This window comes from Streptomyces sp. NBC_00986 (assembly GCF_045162565.1).
Lineage (GTDB): Bacteria > Actinomycetota > Actinomycetes > Streptomycetales > Streptomycetaceae > Streptomyces.
The window spans coordinates 2,957,721-2,977,983 of the sequence record NZ_CP108733.1; the positions used below are offsets into that span (position 1 = coordinate 2,957,721).

Below are 20,263 nucleotides of genomic sequence, written 5' to 3' on the forward strand. Positions count from 1 at the left end.
AGGCATCTCACCATGAACGACATGCCCGACGGCCGACTGCCGCCGGCCCGGCGTGAGCCCTCCCGCCCCACCACGACCCGCCGGACCCTGCTGTTCGGTGCGGGCGCCGCGCTCGTCGTCGGCCTCGGCAGCGCGGCGGCCGGCCTCGGCGACGACCTTCCGGGGCAGCGTGGCGCGCTGCGGGACGGAACGGTCGACCAGTCCTCCGCCCAGTGGATCGCCGCGTCGGCCGCCAACTACCGCTACGCCGACCGGCCCGACGACTACACCATCGACCGCATCGTCATCCACGTCACCCAGTCCCGCTTCACCGCGGCCGCCCGGGCCTTCCAGGACCCGCGCCACCGTGCCGCGGCCCACTACCTGGTCCGCGCCTCCGACGGACACATCGCCCAGCTGGTCCGGGAGGCAGACGTGGCGTACCACGCGGGCAACCGTGAAGGGAACGAGCGCAGCATCGGCATCGAGCACGAGGGCTTCGTCGACGCGCCAGACCGCTGGTTCACCGATACCGCCTACCGCGCCTCCGCCGAGTTGGCGGCCGACATCGGTGCCCGCTACGACATCCCCGTCGACCGCGAGCACATCGTCGGCCACAACGAAGTCCCCGGCGCCACGCACACCGACCCCGGCCCGTACTGGGACTGGGACCGCTACCTGCGCCTGGTGCGCGCCGCCAGGTAACACACCCTCTCGCCTGGCGGCTCCAGGTCTTCGGAGGGGACTCCCGTATCCCGTAGAAGAAAATTGGCTAGCCTCCGATCGCGGACATGGGTCGGTCCGGCTGGACGAAGGACGGGGCGTCCAGCCCCGCGCCGGCCTTCTTGTCCCGCATCGCCTCGCGCCATATGCGCGCGATCACCTCGTCGCCGGCGCCGGAGCGCAGGGCGGCGCGGAGGTCGGTCTCCTCTCGGGCGAACAGGCAGTTGCGTATCTGGCCGTCCGCGGTGAGCCGGGTGCGGTCGCAGGCCGCGCAGAACGGGCGGGTGACCGAGGCGATGACGCCCACGCGGTGCGGGCCGCCGTCCACGATCCAGCGTTCGGCGGGAGCCGAGCCGCGCTCGTCAGTGCCTTCGGGGGTCAGCTCGAAGCGGGTGCGGAGGGAGGCGAGGATGTCGCCGGCGGTGACCATGCCCTCGCGCTTCCAGCCGTGCTGGGCGTCCAGGGGCATCTGCTCGATGAAGCGCAGTTCGTAGTCGTGCGCGACGGCCCAGGACAGCAGGTCCGGGGCCTCGTCGGCGTTGAGGCCCGGCATCAGCACCGAGTTGATCTTCACCGGGGTCAGGCCCGCGTCATGGGCGGCTTCCAGGCCCGCGAGGACGTCCTTGAGTCGGTCGCGGCGGGTGAGGGTCTTGAAGACGTCTTGGCGCAGAGTGTCCAGGGAGACGTTGACCCGGTCCAGGCCCGCCGTCTTCAGGGCGGCCGCCGTGCGCTTGAGGCCGATGCCGTTCGTGGTCAGGGACATCTGGGGGCGGGGCTCCAGGGCCGCGACCCGCTCGACGATGCCGACCAGGCCGGGGCGCAGCAGGGGCTCGCCGCCGGTGAAGCGGACCTCCTCGATGCCCAAGGAAGTGACCGCGATGTCTATCAGGCGGACGATCTCATCGTCCGTGAGCAGGTCGGGCTTCGCCAGCCACTGCAGGCCCTCCTCGGGCATGCAGTACGTACACCGGAGGTTGCACCGGTCGGTCAGTGAAACCCGCAGGTCGGTGGCCACTCGGCCGTAGGTGTCGATCAGCACGTTCCCGAGACCGTTCCTCTCCCCTGCCGCACCGTCTCCGACACCGCCCCGGAAACACGGTGGATCGGGCCGCCGACCCGGGTCAGGGGTAGGCCGGTGCCCTGGTTGGCGTGGGCGATGATCTCGGCGGTGATGGAGATGGCCGTCTCTTCCGGGGTGCGGGCGCCGAGATCGAGGCCGATCGGGGACCGCAGCCGGGCCAACTGTCTTTCGGTGACGCCGACTTCACGCAGGCGACGCAGACGCTCGCCGTGGGTGCGGCGGGAGCCCATGGCGCCGACGTAGCCGACGGGCAGGTCGAGGGCGAGTTGGAGCAGGGGGATGTCGAACTTGGCTTCGTGGGTCAGCACGCAGACGGCGGTTCGGGCGTCCACGGCCGTCTGTGCCAGGTAGCGGTGGGGCCAGTCGACGACCACTTCGTCGGCGTGCGGGAAGCGGGCTTCGGTGGCGAAGACGGGTCGGGCGTCGCACACGGTGACGTGATGGCCGAGGAAGCGGCCGGCCTGGGCGAGGGCGGCAGCGAAGTCGATCGCGCCGAAGATCAGCAGGCGGGGGCGGGTGGCGGCTGCGTGGACGAGGACGGAGAGCTTCTCGGGGCAGGTGTCTGCGTCTCCACCGAGGGCGAGGAGTGCGGTGCGTCCGGTGCGCAGTTGGGCGCCGGCCCGGTCCGCCACTGCCCGGCCGGTCGGCCCGTCGCCGAGCATGCTGTCGGCGATCCAGCTGTCGCCGAGCACGCTCACCATGGCGCCACCGAGGGAGCCGTCCACGACCTGGGCGACGGCGGCGGGCCGGCCCTGGACCGCCTCGGCGAGCGCCGCGCCGAGATGCGGCTGGGTGGCCGGGTCGACATGCTGCACGAGCACGTCGAGTTCCCCACCGCAGGTCAGACCCACGGCGAAGGCGTCGTCGTCGGAGTAGCCGAACCACGCACGCTGGGGGGTGCCGCGGTCGTGGAGGACCTGCCGGCACAGTTCGTACACCGCGCCTTCGACACAGCCGCCGGAGATGCTGCCGACGGCGTTGCCGTCCTCGTCCACCGCCACTGACGTGCCGATGGGCAGGGGTGCGCTGCCGGTGACGTCGACGACGGTGGCGAGCGCGAAGGGGCGTTCCTCGCGGCACCAGCGGTGCAGTGCGTCCGCGATGTTCAGCATGGGGGGGCTCCAGAACAGACGGTCGCTGTCGCAGAAGGTGGGCGGGCCGCCGCCGCGGCGACGGGGGCGCATGCGCGGCGGCGGCCCGGGGAGGTCCGGCAGCCGTACGGGGGGTTCGGCTGCCGGACCCGTCCATGGAGGCGGTGTCGTCAGAGCAACGCCTCGGCGGTGATGGGCAGTTGGCGGATCCGTCGGCCGGTGGCGTTGAAGACCGCGTTGCCGATCGCGGCCGCCACACCCACCTGGACGACCTCACCGAGTCCCTTGACGCCGAGGAGGTTGCCGGCGTTGTCCTCGCCGTCGAGGTAGATCGCCTTGATCTCCGGGACGTCGGCGTTCACGGGTACGAGGTAGTCGGCCAGGCCGGCGTTCACGATTCGCCCGTCCCGGTGGTCGGTGACCGTGTGTTCAAGCAGCGCCGTACCGATGCCGCCCACGATGCCGCCGAACGCCTGACTCTGGGCCAGCTTGGGGCTGATGATCCGTCCCGCGTCGTACACGCCGAGCATCCGCCGCACCCGCACCAGACCGAGATTCGCGTCCACTGCGACCTCGGCGAAGGTTGCGTTGTAGGCGAAGTAGGCGGATCGTTCGCTGCCCGGCCCGTCGTAGGTGCCGTTGGCTTCCAGGTGGGAGCGGTCGTTGCGGGCCAGCAGACTCTGGTACGTCTCCCCGCTGGCCGGATTGTTCTGCACGTGCAGGCGGCCGTTGCGTACGACCACGTGGTCCGCGGTCACGCCGTACAGCGGCGACTCCCGGTCCTTGACGGCCAGCTTGATCGCCTGCTGTCGCACCTGGTTGCAGGCGTCGACGACGGCCGAGCCGACACTGGCCATGGTCGCCGAGCCGCCGTGCGGCGAGGTCGGCGGATAGCGGGAGTCACCGAGGCGGAAGGTCACCGTGCGCATGGTCAGCCCGAGCGCGTCCGCGGCCACCTGTGTCTGCGAGGTGTAGGTGCCCGGCCCCATGTCACTGGTGGCCGCCTCGACCACCGCGGTGCCGTCGGCATCCAGCCGGGCCCGCGCCTGCGCGGGAAACCGCCCCGGGTCGTACACACCGGCGGCCATGCCGAGACCGATCAGCTGGTCCCCGTCCCGCGTCGAACGCGGCCTCGGGTCACGGCGGTCCCAGCCGAACGCACGGGCACCGACCGTGTAGCACTCACTGAGCCGCCGGGTGGAGAACGGCTCGTTCGTCGACTCGTCCTCACGCGGCTCGTTGCGTCGGCGCAACTCGATCGGGTCGACGCCGAGTTCGTGCGCGAGCTCGTCCATCGCGGACTCGATCACGAACGACGCCGAGGCGAAACCCGGCCCGCGCATCCAGATCGGCGTGTTCACATCCAGCGGCACTGTCCGGTACGACTGGCGCACGTTCGGCATGCTGTAGAGCATCTGCCCGGCCGACATGACCGCCTCGGTGAACGTCTCGAACGAGGAGGTCTCGGCGTCTATGTCGTGGATCGCGGCGTTCAGCCGGCCTCGCCGGTCGCTGCCGAGTCGCAGCCGGTACTCGTACGACGGCCGGAAGCCGGTGCCGAAGTACATCTGCTTGCGGCTGAGCACCAGCTTGACCGGACGACGCGTCACCCGCGCGGCCAGCGCGGCGACGATCGTGTGCGGCCAGCAGCGCAGTCCGCTGCCGAAACCGCCGCCGACGAACGGCGAGATCACGCGTACCGCGTCCGCGGGCAGGTCGAACACGGCTGCGAGCTCGTCGTGCGTACCCATCACCCACTGGGTCTTGTCCCACACGGTCAGCTTGTCGCCGTCCCAGCGGGCGATGGTGGCGTGCGGCTCCATCGGGTTGTGGTGGTTGCGCGCCAGCTCGTAGGCCAGGTCCAGTCGTACGGCGGCGTTGCTCAAGCCTGCTTCCGCGTCGCCGCGCGCGTACTCCGTCGGCGCCCCGGGATCGGCCTCGTGCAGGTCGGTCGACGGCGTTTCGGCCTCGTAGCGGACCTCGACCAGGCTCGCACCGTGCTGCGCGGCCTCCAGGGTCGAGGCGATCACCACAGCGACGGGCTGGCCGTGGAAGACCACCCGGTCGTCCTGGAAGACCCGCAGTCGTCGGCCGGGCGGGTTGTTGGAGCCGGGGTTGTCGCGGTACGGCAGGTTCGGGGCGTTGCGGTGGCTGATCACCCGCAGTACGCCCGGGTGGGCTTCGGCGGCGCCGGTGTCGATGGAGGTGATGCGGCCTCGTCCGATGCTCGCGTCGACGATGACGGCGTGCACGGCTCCGTCGACGTCGTGTTCGGCGGAGTACAACGCCTTGCCGGTGACCTTGAGCCGGCCGTCCACCCGGGACAGCGGCGCGCCGACGGCTGCCTGCGGCTGGGGGCTCACTTCGTACCTCCTACGATGCGCAGCTGGCGTTCGACGGTCCGCCTCAGCAGCTCGACCTTGAAGCCGTTCTGCTGAAGGGGCCGGGCACCGACCGCCGCCTTCGTGGCAGCGGACGTCCACAGGGACGCCGAGGGACGCTCACCGACGAGGTGCTGCTCGACGGCGGGCAGTTTCCACGGCACGGTCCCCACGCCGCCGGCTGCGACCTTCGCCTCCTGGATGACCCCGCCCCGGATGTGCAGCGCGACGGCCGCCGAGGTCAGGGCGAACTCGTAGGACTGCCGGTCGCGCACCTTCAGGTAGCCGGACCTGAGCGGACGCGGAAGCGCCGGGATCTCCACCGCCGTGATCAACTCGCCTTTTCCAAGGGCCTGTTCACGGTTCGGGGTAGTGCCGGGCCGTAGCAGGAAGTCGGCGAACGGCAGGGTGCGCGCGCCCTCCGGCCCGAGGAGACGCACGGTTGCCTCCAGGGCGGCGAAGGCCACGGCCACGTCGGAAGGGTGGGTGGCCACGCAGGCGTCGGAGGTGCCGAGGATCGCGTGCATCCGGTTGAAGCCCTCCCTGGCCGCGCAACCGGAGCCGGGCTCGCGCTTGTTGCAGGCAGCGGTCACATCCCGGAAGTAGGTGCAACGGGTGCGCTGCATGATGTTGCCGCCGATGGTGGCCATGTTCCGCAGCTGGGCGGACGCGCTCAGTTCCAGGGCCTGGGAAATGACGGGATGCAGGGTGCGTACCTTGGGGTGCGCGGCAGCCTCGGCCATCCGCACCAGCGCACCGATGCGCAAGCCCCCGCGCTCGGTGACGGTGACCTCGCGCAACGGCAGGCGGGAGATGTCGACCAGCGTCTCGGGGCGTTCGACGGTCTCCCGCATCAGGTCGACCAGCGTGGTGCCCCCGGCGATGTAACGACCGCCGGTGCGACCGGCCTTGAGGGCTTCCCGAGTGTCGGAGACACGGGTGTAGGAGAAGGGGTGCATGGGGTGGGCCGCTCCTTACTTACGGCCCGCGGTCTGTTCGACCGCGCGCACGATCTTGACGTAGCAGCCACAGCGGCAGATGTTGCCGCTCATCCACTCCCGGATCTCCTCCGGCGAACCGGTGTGGCCCTCCTGGATGCAGCCGACGCCGGAGAGGATCTGCCCCGGGGTGCAGTAGCCGCACTGGAAGGCGTCCTCGTCGATGAACGCCTGCTGCAGCGGGTGCAGTTCGGCGCCCTCGGCCAGGCCCTCGATGGTGGTGACCTCGGCGTCTTCAAGCCGCACGGCCAGCGTCAAGCAGGAGTTGACCCGCTGTCCGTCGACCAGCACCGTGCACGCTCCGCAGGCGCCGGCGTTGCAGCCCTTCTTCGAGCCCGTCAGGCCGAGGTGCTCGCGTAGCAGGTCCAGCAGCGAGGTCCGGTTGTCCACGGTCACCGTCCGGCGGATTCCGTTGACCGTCAGGGAGACACGGCTGGAGGGTGCGGCCCCGGCGGCGGCCGCTTCCTCGGAGCCGGCCAGGAGCGTTCCGCCGGCCACCACGACACCGCCCACCGCGGCGCTGGTGGCGATGAAGGTGCGCCGGCTGGGCCCCGAGGTGGACTCACTGGCTCCAGTGGGGGGAGGAACAACAGATTCAGAGAGTTCAGAGGACATGCGTACGCCTTTGCGTCACGGACGGATCAGTCGTGTACACCAGCGGCAGACAAGGCACGGGATCGACGTCACCGCGGGAATCAGGGTGACCGCTTGCCTCGGCAAGGCGGCTGATCACGCCGGAAGTCTCGCACCACCGGCACCACCCATGGCAGGGAGACTTTTATCCCCCCTTGGTTTCCCTGTCCGCAAGTAGGCGGTAGCGGCGCGGTATTTCGGAACCTGGCGTGACCGCTGCTCGCGGAAACCCGACTCGGGGGCCCCGGGTCGGGTTTGCGTCTGTCAGGGCTCAGCCTCGCCGGAGGCGCAGCACGGGGACCAGGTTCAGGAGCAGTCCGATCGCCGCGACGCCGGTGACCAGGTTCAGGCCGGGTCGGTAGGCGGTGAAGTCGCCGCTGCTGTCGCCCGCGTGGGCGATCACGGCGGTGAGTACGGCGAGGACGAGGGCGGCGCCGACCTGGCCCGAGGTCTGCACCAGGCCGGAGGCGAGGCCCTGTTCGGAGTCGTCGATGCCTTCGGTGGCCTGGGCCATGATGGCGCTGTAGCCGAACGCGAAGCCGCCGCCGAGGAGCAGGAGGGACGGGAGCATGGCGAGCAGGTAGTCGGGCGAGGAGCCGGCCGTGGCCAGGAACCAGACGTAGCCGAGGGTCAGCGAGGTCATCGAGGTGACGATCAGCGGGGCGGTGCCGAAGCGGTTGACGAGTCGGCCGGTGAGGGGTGAGCCGACGGCGACGATCAGGCCGACCGGCAATAGCGCGAAGGCCATGCGCAGAGGCGACCAGCCGAGCCCGTCCTGCAGGTACAGGGTCATCATGAACTGGAAGCTGAGGTAGGAGCCCATCAGCGCGACGATGCTGAGGTTGGCCCGGACCGTGGTGGCCTTGCGCAGGATGCCGAAGCGGACCAGCGGGTGCCGGACCCGCTTCTCGATCAGGACGAAGGCGAGCAGCAGCAGGGCGGCGACGCCGAAGCCGGCGAGCGTCGTCCCGGAGGTCCAGCCCGTCCGAGGGGCGGTGACCACGGCGTAGACGGCGAGCAGCATGCCTGCGGTGAGGGTGACGGCTCCGGCCGGGTCCTGGCCGCCGGTGTCGGCACGGCGGTCGCGCGGGATCAGGACCAGGCCGACGACCAGCGCGAGCAGGGCGAGCGGGACCGGCATGAGGAAGGTCCAGCGCCACCCGATCCCGGTGAGCAGACCGCCCAGGATCAGGCCCGAGGAGTAGCCCAGGGCGCCGAAGAGGCTGAAGACCGACAGCGCCCGGTTGCGCTGCGGGCCCTCCGGGAACGTCGTGGCGAGGATCGACAGGCCGGCGGGCGCGGTGAAGGCGGCGGCCACGCCCTTGACGAAGCGGGTGGCGATCAGCAGCGAACCGCTGTCGACGAGGCCGCCGAGCAGCGAGGCGGCGGCGAAGACGGCCAGCGCGACGAGGAAGACCCGGCGGCGTCCGAGCAGGTCGGCGGTGCGACCGCCGAGCAGCATCAGGCCGCCGTAGCCGAGGACGTAGCCGTTGATGATCCACTGCAGTGAGCCGGTGGCCATGCCGAGGTCGTGGCCGATGGAGGGCAGGGCGACGCCGACCATGGAGACGTCGAGACCGTCGAGGAACAGCACGAGGCACAGCACGGCGAGGACGGCCCAGAGGCGGGCGGTCCAGCGCGGTTCCGGGGCGGCCGGGGGCAGGGTTCCGGGGCGGGACTGGGTCAGGGACATGGGGAGGTGGATCTCTTTCCTGGCGGATGAGCAGGCAGGTCGGACGCCTCGGCGCTGAGGAACCGGTAGGAAGAGGGCCGGACCGGGGGCGGGGACGCGCGGCGCGGTCGGCCTCGTGACGAGCGTGCCAGGAGTGCCGTACACGAAGAAGGGAGAGCCCCTTCCTAGGCGTGGGCCGCGTAGGAGAAAAGGCTCCCCCTCTGAAGGGATTACCTGAGCTACGGTCAGGCAGAGCTGTCGCTGGTCGAATGGCTGGGGTCCGCCGCCCAGGACGCCAGCATGCGCAGGCTGTCGTGGCTGGGTGTGCCGGATTCGGCGGTCCACACGATGATCTGCAGGTCGGGGTCGGCGGCCCAGGTGACGGCGCTCCAGTCGAGATGCAGGTCCCCGACCACGGGGTGGCGCAGGTGCTTGGTCCCTGTGTCCCGGACGGCGACGTTGTGGGCACCCCACCACTGGCGGAACTGCTCGTCCCGGACCGAGAGCTCGCCCACCAGGGCGGTGAGCTGCGCGTCCCCGGGGTTGTTCGTGTTGTGCATCCTCATCTGCGCGATGGCCAGCCGGGTGACGCCCTCCCAGTCCGCGTACAGCTCACGCATCGTGGGGTCGGTGATGAGCAGCCTTATGTAGTAGCGCTGCTTCTCGGGGATCTTCCCGAAGTCGGTGATCAGGGCCGCACCCATGGCGTTCCAGGCGACGATCTCGGTTCGCGGACCGATCACGAAGGCGGGGGTGTGCGCCATGTCGTCGAGCATGCGCTGCAGCTGCGGCTGCGCCTTGAGGCGCGGCTGTCGGCGGGGCGGGCGGAATTCGTCCTTGGCCGCGAGCTCGTACAGGTAGGCGCGCTGGTCGTCATCCAGGTGCAGCACCCGGGCCAGGGAGTCCAGCACGGACGGCGACGGCTGGATACGGCCCTGTTCGAGGCGGGCGTAGTAGTCGGTACTAATGGCCGCCAGTACGGCGACCTCCTCACGGCGCAGGCCCGCGACGCGACGCGAGCCGCCGTCGGGCAGGCCGACGGCGGCCGGGTCGAGCTCGGCGCGGCGCGCCTTGAGGAATTCCCCCAGATCGTGGCGGTGAGGATCGCGGTTCATGCCATCACCTTGGCATCGGAAAACGGCGTTGTCAGGGGGAGAGATCTGTCCCTGGAAGCCCTGGAAGTCCTCACCGTGGAGCAGACGTGCCGGCCCGCGGGATCAGCGAACGCGGGTCCACTTCCCGTGAAGCTGGACGAACTCGCCTCCGATGACGGAGCTGGCCATACAGGTGCCCTCGGTGTAGTCCTCGATGTGAGTGACGTGGTCGCCTGAGTCGGGCTCGGTCCAGCGGACGACGTACAAGCCGTCGCGGAGCTGGGTGGTGGTGTACTCCATGGTCTGCTTCCGGCCCTTGATGGCACCGCCGGTGACCTCGAAGCCGACCTGGGTCGCCGAGTCGAAGGTGATCTCCACCGTGAAGTGGCCGAGCGGGGTGTCCGGGCCGAGGTCCGCCAGCCAGGTCTGGCCGACGCTGGGGAGAGTCGCGTTGTCGTCCATCGGTACTACCTCTTTCTTTCAACCATTGAGCGGTGGTGCGGGGTGTCGTCAGCCGAGGGTCTTGACGACTTCCTGGGCGAGCGGGACGGCCGAGGCGGGGTTCTGGCCGGTGATGAGAGTGCGGTCCACCTCAAGGTGAGGGGCGAAGTTCTCCTCGCCCTTGCGGTAGTCCACGCCCACGTCCGAGACGAGACGGTCCTGCAGCAGCCACTTCGCCCGGTCGGCGAGGCCGTTCTGGATCTCTTCGGAGTTGGAGAGACCAGTGAGGCGGTAGTCGGAGAACGGGGACTTGCCGTCGGCGTCCACGGTGGACAGCAGCGCGGCGGGGCCGTGGCACACCAGCGAAACGATCTTGCCGGAGGCGAGCCAGTCGCTGAGCAGCCTGCCGGCCGCGGGGTCGTCGGAGAGGTCCTCCATCGGGCCCCAGCCGCCGGGGACGAACACCGCGTCGTAGTCGTCGATGTTCACGTCCTCGATACGGATCGGGCTCGCCAGTTCGGTGGCCTCGCGCAGGGCGGTCCTCATCTGCTCGGCGCCCTCCTCACCGCCGTTGAAGTCCGGTGTGAGGCTGAGTGGGTCTGCCGTCGGCGGGACGCCGCCCGGGGTGGCCGCGGCGATCTCGTAGCCGGCCTCCTTGAAGACGCCGTACGGACCGATAGCTTCCTCGGCCCAGAAGCCGGACGGCTGCTCGAACCCGTCGGCCAGGGTCCAGTGGTCGGCGGCGGTGATGAGGAAGAGGATCTTCGCCATGGGGTGCTCCCTGGGGTGAGTGCGGGCGGTCAGTTGTTCGCGGCCTGCTGGACGACGTGACTGTCGGCGGCCTGGATCAGGTGGGTGAGCTTGCCGCCGCCGACCGTCCACAGGTGGATGAAGCGCGCGTCCGACTCCTCGCCGGACTTGGACACGGCGTGGTAGTGGCCGCGCACGAAGACGTGCTCACCGGCGTCGTAGAAGTCCTCGGCCACCGGGCCGAAGGAGGCGAAGCGCGGCGCGAGCCGGGCGAAGAAGTCGCCGCCGGCGCTGGCCCAGGTCTTGTAGACGCCGCCGTAGGGGAAGCCGGGAGTGATGTCCCAGAGGATGTCGGGGTCGATGACCTCGGCGACCACGTCCGGGGCCATGCCGGAGTCGTAGAGCCGGCGGACGAGGGCGACGTTCGGGGAATCGGACATGAGAGTGCTCCTTGGGGATCTGCGGGGGGACTTGTCTCAGGCGGCGAGAGCGGCACGGCCCGCGCGGAAGAACGCGGTCTGCTGTGCGACGCGGACGCCGAGGCCCTCGGCGGTGGCGATGTCGGACTTGTGGACGGCCTCCGGGCCGGCGTCGACAGGAGTCTGGGCACCCGCACCGACGAAATAGCCCAGACGGTTGATGTCGTCCTCGCTGCCCTCGGTGGAGGCCCAGCCCGGCTGGACACCGAGGCTGACCCAGTGCATGCCGTGCTGGGCCGCCATGGTGAAGAAGTAGCCCAAGGTCGAGGACTTGTCGCCGTTCTTGGCACCGGAGTTGGTGAAGCCGGCGGCGATCTTGTCGGCCCAGGTCTGGGTGTACCAGCGCTTGCTGCTGGCCTCGGCGAAGGTGTGGAAGGCGGCGGAGGCGGTGCCCATGTAGGTGGGGGCACCGAAGATGATCGCGTCGGCGGCGTCCAGCTTCGCCCACTGCTCATCTGTGATCGTGTCCACGGATATGGAGATCACCTCGGCACCGGCTTCCGCGGCACCGCGCGCCACGGCCTCGGCCATGACGGCGGTGTGGCCGTAGCCGGAATGGAAAGCGACGGCGACCGTGGGGCGGGAGGTGGATGACATGGGGGTATTGCTCCTCGAAAAGGATTGCGTGAATCGTGTCCTGAAAGCATGGCATGGAATTCAACAGCGAAGGTAGGAAGGATTCATCCCTGGCTTTACGCCGGGAATCACCTGCTGATTTTACGAATTCATGGCGAGGATCGCCGCCCTGAACGAATGGAGGCGCAGGTGCTCGTACGTACGCGAGTCGGGTTCGGCGCTCCGGACGATCAGCTGTTGATCGGGGTCGGCCGCGCACGTGAGGGCGTCCCGGGCGAGGGTGAGTTCACCGGCGACCGGGTGGCTGAACACCTTGGTGCCACCAGCGCGGGAGCGGCCCGCTGCCGCAACACACGGCCACGTGTTGCGAGCCGAGTCCTCCCAGTCGGCGTACAGCGTTCTCATGGCCGGGTCGGTGAAGAGCTGCGGGTGCGGCAGTCCGTGCTGATCGCGGCCGGCACGGCCACCTCGTCCCGGCGCAGGCCGGCCACCCGCCGGTCGGTTTCGGGCAGACCGGCTGTACGGGGGCTGAGCTCGGCCCTGCGAGCCCTCAGGAATTGACCCAACTCCTTACGGTGCGTGCTGCTGTTCATACGGGCCAGTCCGAGCTGTCCGCCACTCGGCTGGGTAGGAAGGTTTTATCCCTGGATAAGTCTTCCCTGGGGTGAAATTCTCCTCTGTACGGGCCCTGCGGGTGGTGAAAGAGTCAGAGACCGGCAATTGTCCTTCACAGGCCGTCAACGCTTCTTCATTCCCCATCGGCCATCGCCGAAGAATCCGGTACGCCCGGGTGACACCGCTGCCCGAGAAACACATCAGGAGAAAAGACATGCGCGCAACCGTGATCCACGCCCCAGGTGACATCCGGGTGGAGGACGTCCCCGAGCCCAAGATCGTCAAGCCGACCGACGCGATCATCCGCACGGTCGCCACCTGTGTGTGCGGCTCGGACCTGTGGCCGTACCGCGGTCTGGAGGCGGTCGGCGACCCGCACCCGATGGGGCACGAGTACGTCGGCATCGTCGAGGAAGTCGGCAACGAGGTCGGCAACGTCAAGCCGGGCCAGTTCGTGGTCGGCTCCTTCGCCACGTCGGACAACACCTGCGCGAACTGCCAGAGGGGCTGGCAGTCCTCCTGTCTGAACCGCGAGTTCATGGGCACCTGCCAGGCCGAGTACGTGCGCATTCCCAACGCCCACGGCACCCTCGTGGCCACTGACGAGCACCCTTCCGGCGATGTGGTGCCGAGTCTGCTGGCCGTGTCCGACGTGATGGGCACCGGCTGGTTCGCGGCCCTCGCCGCTGAGGTCAAGCCGGGCTCGACGGCCGTCGTGGTCGGTGACGGAGCGGTCGGCCTGTGCGGTGTCATCGCCGCGAAGGAGCTGGGAGCGGAGCGGATCATCGCCATGTCCCGGCACGAGTCCCGGCAGAAGCTCGCTCTGGAGTTCGGAGCCACCGACATCGTCAGCGAGCGCGGCGAGGAGGGCATCGCCCGCATCAAGGACCTCACCGGCGGCATCGGTGCCGACTCTGTTCTGGAGTGCGTCGGCACCGCCCAGTCCATGAGCCAGGCCCTGCACTCCGCGCGGCCGGGCGGCAACGTCGGCTTCGTCGGCGTCCCGCACGAGGTGGCCGTCGACGGCCAGGAGCTGTTCTTCTCCCAGGTCGGCCTACGTGGCGGCCCGGCTCCCGTGCGCCGCTACCTGCCCGACCTGATCGACCGCGTGCTGTCCGGCCACATCGACCCGGGCAAGGTCTTCGACCTCACCCTGCCCCTGGAGCAGGTCGCCGAGGGCTACAAGGCGATGGACGAACGCCGCGCCATCAAGGCCCTCCTCAAGCCCTGACCCGGTCGCCTCGTGGGCGTGGAGCTGCGCCGGCCGCGCCCACGCCCACGAGGGCACACCCCGCTGCACGGTCGTAAAGGAGGCAGACCCATGACGACCTGGACGAACGACGAACTGACCCGGATCGAGCACGCCGAGGAACTTCAGATGGCCCCCACGCGCAGCGACGGAACGCCGCGCGCACCCGTGCCGATCTGGGTCGTCCGCGACGGCGACGACCTCTACGTCCGCTCCTTCCGTGGCAACGCCGGCGCCTGGTACCGCGCGGCCCGGGCCGGCCACGAGGGCCGTATCCGCTCCGGCGGCGTCGGCAAGGACGTCACCCTCGTCGAGGTCACCGACCCCGGCACCAACGACCGCATCGACACCGCCTACCGCATCAAGTACGGCCGGTACGGCGCGAGTTACGTCGATCCCATGGTGGCTTCGCGGGACACGACCCTGAAGCTCGTACCGCGCTGAACATCGGCTCTTTCACCCCTCCAGGAGAAGCACCTTGCTCGGTCTCGAACTCGTCGTGGTCCTGGGCGTGGCCGTGCTGGTGGGCAACGTCGTGGGACAACGCCTCGGCATCGCCCCGCCCGTAGTCCTGCTCGTGACGGGTGTGTTCCTGGGGTTCATCCCGGCCTTGCGGAACGCGCAACTGCCCCCGGACGTCGTGCTGTTGCTCTTCCTGCCGGTGCTGCTGCACTGGGAGAGCCTGACCACCTCCCTGCGGGAAATCCGCACCAACCTGCGTGGCATCCTGCAGCTGAGCACCGTACTCGTCATCCTCACCGCCTGGGCCGTCGCCGCGACGGGGCACGCCCTCGGGCTGCCGTGGGGGCCGGCGTGGGTGCTCGGTGCGGCCATGGCGCCCACGGACGCGACGGCGGTCGGCGTCCTCGCCCGCGCCCTGCCGCGCCGTCAGGTCACCATCCTGCGCGCGGAGAGCCTGGTCAACGACGGCACCGCGCTGGTCGTCTACGGTCTGGCCGTCGGCATCACGATCGGCGAGGAGCACCTGAGCATTCCGCACGTCGGCGGGCTGTTCCTGCTCGCCTACGGGGGCGGGGCGGCCGTAGGCGTCGCGGTCGCACGGGTCAACATGAACCTGCGGCGCCGCCTGACCGATCCTCTGCTGGGCAACCTGGTCATGATCCTGGCACCCTTCACCGCATACCTGCTGGCCGAACTCGTCGAGGCGTCCGGCGTCCTCGCGGTGGTCGTCAGCGGCCTGATCATGTCCCAGGTCGCCCCGCGCATCATCCAGGCCGAACACCGCACGCAGGCACTGGCGTTCTGGCCGCTGGCCACCTTCATCATCAACGGGGCACTGTTCGTCCTGGTGGGGGTGGAACTTCAGTACGCCGTCCGCGACCTGGGACGCGGATCTCCAGGACGCGCTGATCGCGGTCGGTGTCATCTGCGTGGTGTTGGTCGCCGTGCGCTTCGCGTTCCTCTACGCCTCCACCTACCTGGTCCGGGCGTTCGACCGCCGTCCCCAGCAACGCATGCTTCGCGTCGGTCACCGGACCCGGGTGGTCAACGGGCTGGCCGGATTCCGGGGTGCGGTCTCGCTCGCCATGGTGCTCTCGGTGCCGCAGACCCTCGACTCGGGCGAGCCGTTCCCCGACCGCAGCTTCATCGTCTTCGTCACCTCCGGCGTCATCCTCGCGACCCTGGTGGTGCAAGGACTTCTGCTGCCGGTGGCGGTGCGCTGGGCGAAACTGCCGCCCGACACGTCCGTCGACGAAGAACACGACCTCGCCGAGACCACCGCCATCGAAGAGGCGATCAAGGCGCTACCCCGGCTCGCCGCCGACCTGCGGTCGGAACCGAAGATCGTCGAGTGGCTGCGACAGGAGTACGAGGCCCACCTGGCGTCCGTCCGAGCCCAGAGCGCAGGCGCCCACGACGACCCCGCGGTGCTCCAGCACCAGGACTACCTCGCGCTGCGCCTGGCCCTCATCACCAACAAACGCGCCACCGTCGTCCGGCTGCGAGACGAGCGCCGGATCGACGACACCGTACTGCGCCGCCTGCAGGCCGCCCTTGACAGCGAAGAGGTGCGTCTGTCGGGAGGCGCGGCAGTCGAGTGACTCATCCCTGAGGAAGGACTTTCCATGAAGGCCATAGGACTGACTGCATTCGGCGGACCCGACGTACTGCGCGTCCTGGACCTTCCGGTCCCCGAGGCCGGGCCGGGCGAGATCCGGATCCGTGTACACGCGGCGACGGTCAACGCCGTCGACATGTTGGTGCGCCGGGGAATCGCGTTCGTCTCCGACGCCGAGCCGCCCTATGTTCCCGGGATGGATGCGGCGGGCGTGGTCGAGCAGATCGGCAAGGGAGTCGACACCGATCTCGCCGTCGGCGACCACGTCATGGCCGTCGTCGTCGTCTCCGGAACGCACGGAGCGTACGCGGACCACGTCGTCGTGCCCGCCGAGTCGGTCGTCCGCGTCCCGGCGGGCGCAATCGACATCGAGGCCGCCACGCTCCCGATGAACGGGCTGACGGCCCGTATGGCCCTGGACCTGCTGGAACTTCCCGCGGGCGCCACCGTGGCGGTCACCGGAGCGGCCGGCGCGGTCGGCGGCTACGCCGTCCAACTGGCCAAGGCGGACGGGTTCCGGGTGATCTCCGACGCGGCACCGAAGGACGAGCCACTGGTGAAGGAACTCGGCGCTGACGTGATCCTGCCTCGCGGTACCGAGTTCCCCGAGCTGGTGCGCAAGGAGATACCTGACGGAGTCGACGGCCTCGTCGACACCGCGGGCATCGCCGCCCTCGCCATCCGCGCGGTACGCGACGGAGGCCGAGTGGCGACATCGGTCGGCGGCATCCAGGTCCGCGTTGAACGCGGCATCGAGACCCGCAACACCTTCGTCCCGCAGTACGCCCGCGAGTACGCCAAGCTCGACCGCCTGCGCGAACTGGCGGAGAAGGGCAGCCTCACCCCTCGGGTGGCGCGGACCCTGCCGGCCGAGCAAGCCCCCGAAGCACACCGACTGTTGGAGGCAGGCGGCCTCCGAGGGCGAGTGGTGCTCACTTTCTGAGCTTCCGATCGAGAACGGCAGCGAACTGCGCGCAGTGACTGCTTGTGCCCGCCGGACGAATCGAAGGAGCTTTCCGCACCGCGCCCAACCAACCGCGTGCAAAGCCGTTCTCTGGGGAGAATCTGGGGAGTACGAGCAGCTCTGGGGAGCGCCTGGGGAGAATCGACTGCATGACCGGGCGCCGCCCAGAAAGACCCAGAAAGACGGATCAGCCCAGGCCAGAGACTTGTTCAGTGGCATCGCTGCAGGTCAGAGCCACCTGGTGGACAACTTCAAGAAGATCTCCAGCTGGGCTGCCATCCTCTTCGCTCCGACCCTCGTCGGCACGATCTACGGCATGAACTTCACACACATGCCGGAGCTGCACTGGGGCTTCGGATACCCGTTCGCGATCGGTCTGATGGCGATTGTCTGCGTCAGCCTGTACCTGATCTTCAAACGGCGGGACTGGCTCTAGGCCAGGCAGCGTCCTTTCAAGCCCCGCGCGTGGTTGGCTCTCGCACCTCTCGAAAACAGAGCCGTGTCGGGCTCTGGGGAGCCCTTGGGGAGAATCTCGGGAGAAACAGAACAGACAGTGGCTGCAAGGAACTCTCCTACTACGTCCGCACCCCCTCGGGGTTCGAGTGGGAGGTCGGCTGGAACCCCGTCGTCATCGACGAGACCACCTGGCTGCCCAGCACCCGCCAGGGCATCAGCAGCTGGGGCCACACCCGCGTCGGCCGGACGATCGTCGACAAGCTCGACCAGTTCCGGCTCGGTGCCCGTTGCCTGGCCCGCCCGGAGGTCACCGTTCCCGCCCTCGGCGGCGCAGGTGTCCCCGACGACTGACCGCCGGGCCCGCATCTCCCCCGACGACCCGGCACGGACGACCCTGCGCGGTGTCCGCAGGGGCAAGGCACGCGTACTCGTCGGTCGACGCGAAGGTCCTCGACGTCTTCGTCCGGACCGCAGGACCTTCCTAGCAGCGCATCACCGCGCCCGAACGTCGCAACATCCATGAGGTAGAGGAGAACCGATGCCCACCCCCCGACCAGCCCGCTCCTGCGTCCCCTGCGGATCGGCACGCTCACCGTGCCGGGGCGACTCTTCAAGTCGGCGACCAGCGAGACCCGTTCCACCGACGACGGGTACATGACGGACGAACTGCTCGAGTTCTGCGAACCCATGGTGCGGGCCGGGATCCCGCTCATCGTGACGGGCGACCTCTACGTCTCACCGCGGTCCAAGTCCGCGGGACGTCAGGTCGGCATCGACGACGACAAGAAGGCCGGACTGCGGGACTGGGTCGACCTGGCGCGCGCCGGCGGCAGCCTCGGTACGTCATCCCTGCCGGCGTTGGTGCTCAGAGCGGCTGGCCGTGGCGCTACCGCGGATAGTGACTGGCCTCTGCTCCCAGGACGTTGAGCAGAGCGAGGGCTTCGGCGTCGGGGGATCCCGGCGGCGCGCTGTAGAGCACGAGGTGCTGGTCGCGGTCGGTGAGGGTGAGGGTGTCGCAGTCGACGGTGACCTCCCCGACGGTCGGGGGGCGGAAGGTCTGGTGAGCATCGGCGCGGCCTGTACGTCGTGTCGTTCCCAGAGCCGGGCGAAGTCGGGGCTGGTGTCGCGGAGTTCGTCGACGAGGCCGGTCACCGCGGGATCGGTGGGGTAGCGGGCGAGGGTGGTGTGGAGTTGCATCACGACGCCGAGGCGGAACTCGGCGGCGTCGGAGATCCCGTAGAGCGTCGTATCGGCGGGCTGCGGTCCGGGGAAGGCCCGGCGGGCGAGGTTGCGGTCCTCGGGGGCGAGCGGAGCGAAGTCCTCCATGAGAGCGGCCGCGAGATCGTTCCAGGCGAGGATTTCGCACGCGGCGGACATGACGAAGCCGGCCGTCTGCGGCAGCCGCTCGATGAGGGCGAGGATGCTGGGGCGGACGTCGCGCCGGTGCCGTCCGGTCCGGTTCGGCGCGGTACCCGCGAGGACGTGGAGGTGGTCGGACTCGGCGTCGGTGAGCCGCAGCGCTCCCGCGATCGCGGCCAGGACGTCACCCGAGGGGCGTGGCGCCCTGCCCTGCTCAAGGCGGATGCAGTACTCCGTGGAGATGTGCGCGAGGACCGCCACTTCCTCGCGGCGCAGACCTGGTGTGCGGCGTCGCGGGCCGGAGGGGAGGGCGACATCCTGCGGGCGGAGTCGCTCGCGGCGGCTGCGGAGGAACGCCCCGAGTTCCTGTTTGTCCATACGCCCAGTGTGCGTACGGCGCGGCGGCGGATCCTGGTACAGCCTGTGCCTGTATCCGACCGGCAGCCGGCCGGACGCTGTTGCCATGACGAACACCACGAACACCACCGACAGCGCGCCCATCGGCCTGCTCACGGGCAAGGTCATCTTCATCACCGGCGCCAGCCGTGGCATCGGGGCGGCCGCAGCCCGGCTCTTCGCCTCGGAGGGCGCCACCGTCGTGCTCGCCGCCCGCAGCACCGACGCCCTGAACCGCATCGTGAAGGAGATCCGTACCGACGGCGGCGTCGCCGACGCCGTCACCCTGGACCTCGCCGACCCCGCGAGCATCCGCGCCGCCGTCGACCGCGTCGAGGAACTGCACGGACGGCTCGACGGCGCTTTCAACAACGGTGCGATCGTCCAGCAGCAGCCCGGCCCGCTCGACACCACGAGCGACGCGGACATCGACGGGCAGTTCGCGGTGAACTTCCGCTCGCACTGGACCGCGATGACCGCCGAGGCCGCGCTCATGCGGCAGAACGGCGGCGGGGCGATCGTCAACACCTCCAGCATCGGCAGCCGCCGCGCGGTACCGCCCCTGCCCGCGTACGGCGCCATGAAGCGCGCGCTCAACAGCCTCACCGAGACCGCTGCGGTGACGTGGGCCCCGGAGGGAATCCGGGTCAATGGCATCACTCCCGGCGGCACGGCCACGGAGATGATGGAGGAGTGGGAGGCGGCGACTCCCGGCATCATCGAGGCCAGTACCGCGGGGACACCGCTCGGCCGCATGGCCGAGCCCCGCGAGGTCGCCGAGGCGGCCGCGTGGCTGCTCAGCGACCGCGCCTCGTACGTGACCGGCGCGATCGTCCCGGTCGACGGTGGCGCCGGCGCCTGAAAAAGAACGGCCCGCGCTCCGGGCCGCTCCTTCACGACCCCGTACATGAAACGCGGCAGCATCTCGATCACCGGCGACGCGCTCGGTATCGGTCCCGGACCCGTACGGAAGCTGCGAGACGCCGAAAAGAGAAAAGAGAAAGAGTGGGGGTCGGTCATGACTGTCGGCCTGACTGTCGCTGCGTAGCTGCGACGGTCCGCCTACGCACATGCTCGAAGCATTGGTTGACCACGGAGGCGGAGTTCACCAGGCTCGCGAGGATTCCCAATGAAGGTGTCGAGCCCGCGTAGTGACTCACCGTGAGAAGGCTTCCGCATACCGGTCGATGGGTCGATGAGCGTGGTCGGTCGAACTGGGTTCTGAATCGGGTGATCGCGGCGGCGT

The 20,263-nt window shown here is 69.6% G+C and carries 19 protein-coding genes and 4 pseudogenes; 10 read left to right on the forward strand and 13 right to left on the reverse strand.

Annotated elements, in window-relative coordinates:
- Positions 1 to 21 precede the first annotated feature (21 nt).
- Positions 22 to 684: an N-acetylmuramoyl-L-alanine amidase gene (locus OG504_RS12950; RefSeq protein ID WP_405996321.1), complete on the forward strand. Its 663-nt coding sequence runs from the start codon at positions 22 to 24 to the stop codon at positions 682 to 684.
- Between the two features lie 67 nt (positions 685 to 751).
- Here the strand turns inward: OG504_RS12950 and moaA are convergent, their stop codons facing one another.
- The 12 genes from moaA to OG504_RS13010 form a co-directional block, all read right to left on the reverse strand.
- Positions 752 to 1,741, reverse strand: coding sequence for a GTP 3',8-cyclase MoaA (gene moaA / locus OG504_RS12955; protein ID WP_405989950.1), 990 nt, complete (start codon positions 1,739 to 1,741; stop codon positions 752 to 754).
- Positions 1,735 to 2,895, reverse strand: coding sequence for an XdhC family protein (locus OG504_RS12960; RefSeq protein WP_405989951.1), 1,161 nt, complete (start codon positions 2,893 to 2,895; stop codon positions 1,735 to 1,737). The genes moaA and OG504_RS12960 overlap by 7 nt, the downstream gene beginning before the upstream one ends.
- A 149-nt stretch (positions 2,896 to 3,044) precedes the next feature.
- On the reverse strand, positions 3,045 to 5,237 hold the full coding sequence (locus OG504_RS12965; protein WP_405989952.1) for a xanthine dehydrogenase family protein molybdopterin-binding subunit: 2,193 nt from the start codon (positions 5,235 to 5,237) through the stop codon (positions 3,045 to 3,047).
- Positions 5,234 to 6,214, reverse strand: a complete 981-nt coding sequence (locus OG504_RS12970; protein WP_405989953.1) for an FAD binding domain-containing protein — start codon at positions 6,212 to 6,214, stop codon at positions 5,234 to 5,236. Before OG504_RS12970 ends, OG504_RS12965 begins: the two co-directional genes overlap by 4 nt.
- A 15-nt stretch (positions 6,215 to 6,229) precedes the next feature.
- On the reverse strand, positions 6,230 to 6,868 hold the full coding sequence (locus OG504_RS12975; RefSeq protein WP_405989954.1) for a (2Fe-2S)-binding protein: 639 nt from the start codon (positions 6,866 to 6,868) through the stop codon (positions 6,230 to 6,232).
- A gap of 289 nt (positions 6,869 to 7,157) precedes the next feature.
- Positions 7,158 to 8,579: an MFS transporter gene (locus OG504_RS12980; RefSeq protein WP_405989955.1), complete on the reverse strand. Its 1,422-nt coding sequence runs from the start codon at positions 8,577 to 8,579 to the stop codon at positions 7,158 to 7,160.
- 224 nt (positions 8,580 to 8,803) lie between these two features.
- Entirely contained in the window at positions 8,804 to 9,673 is an 870-nt protein-coding gene (locus OG504_RS12985; RefSeq protein WP_405989956.1) for a helix-turn-helix transcriptional regulator, read from the reverse strand.
- A gap of 102 nt (positions 9,674 to 9,775) precedes the next feature.
- Positions 9,776 to 10,114 (reverse strand): MoaF-related domain-containing protein, encoded by a 339-nt coding sequence (locus OG504_RS12990; RefSeq protein WP_405989957.1) that lies wholly within the window; start codon positions 10,112 to 10,114, stop codon positions 9,776 to 9,778.
- A gap of 48 nt (positions 10,115 to 10,162) precedes the next feature.
- Positions 10,163 to 10,864 carry a type 1 glutamine amidotransferase domain-containing protein gene (locus OG504_RS12995; RefSeq protein ID WP_405989958.1) on the reverse strand — a complete coding sequence of 234 codons (702 nt, stop codon included), beginning with the start codon at positions 10,862 to 10,864 and terminating at the stop codon, positions 10,163 to 10,165.
- A 29-nt stretch (positions 10,865 to 10,893) separates the two neighbouring features.
- A complete protein-coding gene (locus OG504_RS13000) occupies positions 10,894 to 11,283 on the reverse strand; it encodes a nuclear transport factor 2 family protein (protein WP_405845686.1) in 390 nt (129 codons plus the stop codon).
- A gap of 36 nt (positions 11,284 to 11,319) precedes the next feature.
- A complete protein-coding gene (locus OG504_RS13005) occupies positions 11,320 to 11,919 on the reverse strand; it encodes an NAD(P)H-dependent oxidoreductase (protein ID WP_405989959.1) in 600 nt (199 codons plus the stop codon).
- Positions 11,920 to 12,039: 120 nt separating this feature from the next.
- Complete coding sequence (locus tag OG504_RS13010; protein ID WP_405989960.1) at positions 12,040 to 12,303, reverse strand: hypothetical protein; 264 nt, start codon at positions 12,301 to 12,303, stop codon at positions 12,040 to 12,042.
- A gap of 424 nt (positions 12,304 to 12,727) precedes the next feature.
- Here OG504_RS13010 and OG504_RS13015 point away from each other — a divergent pair, with 424 nt between their 5' ends.
- The 8 genes and pseudogenes from OG504_RS13015 to OG504_RS13050 all read left to right on the forward strand — a co-directional run bounded on the left by OG504_RS13015 (position 12,728) and on the right by OG504_RS13050 (position 18,189).
- Positions 12,728 to 13,744, forward strand: coding sequence for a zinc-dependent alcohol dehydrogenase family protein (locus OG504_RS13015; protein WP_405845684.1), 1,017 nt, complete (start codon positions 12,728 to 12,730; stop codon positions 13,742 to 13,744).
- Between the two features lie 90 nt (positions 13,745 to 13,834).
- Positions 13,835 to 14,206, forward strand: coding sequence for a DUF2255 family protein (locus OG504_RS13020; protein WP_405989961.1), 372 nt, complete (start codon positions 13,835 to 13,837; stop codon positions 14,204 to 14,206).
- 91 nt (positions 14,207 to 14,297) lie between these two features.
- Positions 14,298 to 15,029 (forward strand): annotated as a pseudogene (locus tag OG504_RS13025) (cation:proton antiporter); the annotation flags it as partial.
- A gap of 127 nt (positions 15,030 to 15,156) precedes the next feature.
- The gene (locus tag OG504_RS13030) at positions 15,157 to 15,825 is read left to right on the forward strand and encodes a cation:proton antiporter (protein ID WP_405989962.1); all 669 of its coding nucleotides are present in this window, start codon (positions 15,157 to 15,159) and stop codon (positions 15,823 to 15,825) included.
- 24 nt (positions 15,826 to 15,849) lie between these two features.
- Positions 15,850 to 16,785 (forward strand): NADP-dependent oxidoreductase, encoded by a 936-nt coding sequence (locus OG504_RS13035; RefSeq protein WP_405854175.1) that lies wholly within the window; start codon positions 15,850 to 15,852, stop codon positions 16,783 to 16,785.
- 265 nt (positions 16,786 to 17,050) lie between these two features.
- A pseudogene (locus OG504_RS13040) lies at positions 17,051 to 17,242 on the forward strand (CorA family divalent cation transporter); the annotation flags it as partial.
- Between the two features lie 125 nt (positions 17,243 to 17,367).
- Positions 17,368 to 17,613, forward strand: a pseudogene (locus tag OG504_RS13045) (extradiol ring-cleavage dioxygenase); the annotation flags it as partial.
- A gap of 243 nt (positions 17,614 to 17,856) precedes the next feature.
- Positions 17,857 to 18,189: a hypothetical protein gene (locus tag OG504_RS13050; RefSeq protein ID WP_405989963.1), complete on the forward strand. Its 333-nt coding sequence runs from the start codon at positions 17,857 to 17,859 to the stop codon at positions 18,187 to 18,189.
- On the opposite strand, the pseudogene OG504_RS13055 reads toward OG504_RS13050, so the two are convergent.
- Positions 18,149 to 18,999: pseudogene (locus OG504_RS13055) on the reverse strand (helix-turn-helix transcriptional regulator). The gene OG504_RS13050 and the pseudogene OG504_RS13055 sit on opposite strands and share 41 nt — an antisense overlap.
- A gap of 85 nt (positions 19,000 to 19,084) precedes the next feature.
- Between OG504_RS13055 and OG504_RS13060 the strand changes: the two are divergent.
- The gene (locus OG504_RS13060; RefSeq protein WP_405989964.1) at positions 19,085 to 19,879 is read left to right on the forward strand and encodes an SDR family NAD(P)-dependent oxidoreductase; all 795 of its coding nucleotides are present in this window, start codon (positions 19,085 to 19,087) and stop codon (positions 19,877 to 19,879) included.
- The last annotated feature ends 384 nt before the right edge of the window (positions 19,880 to 20,263 follow it).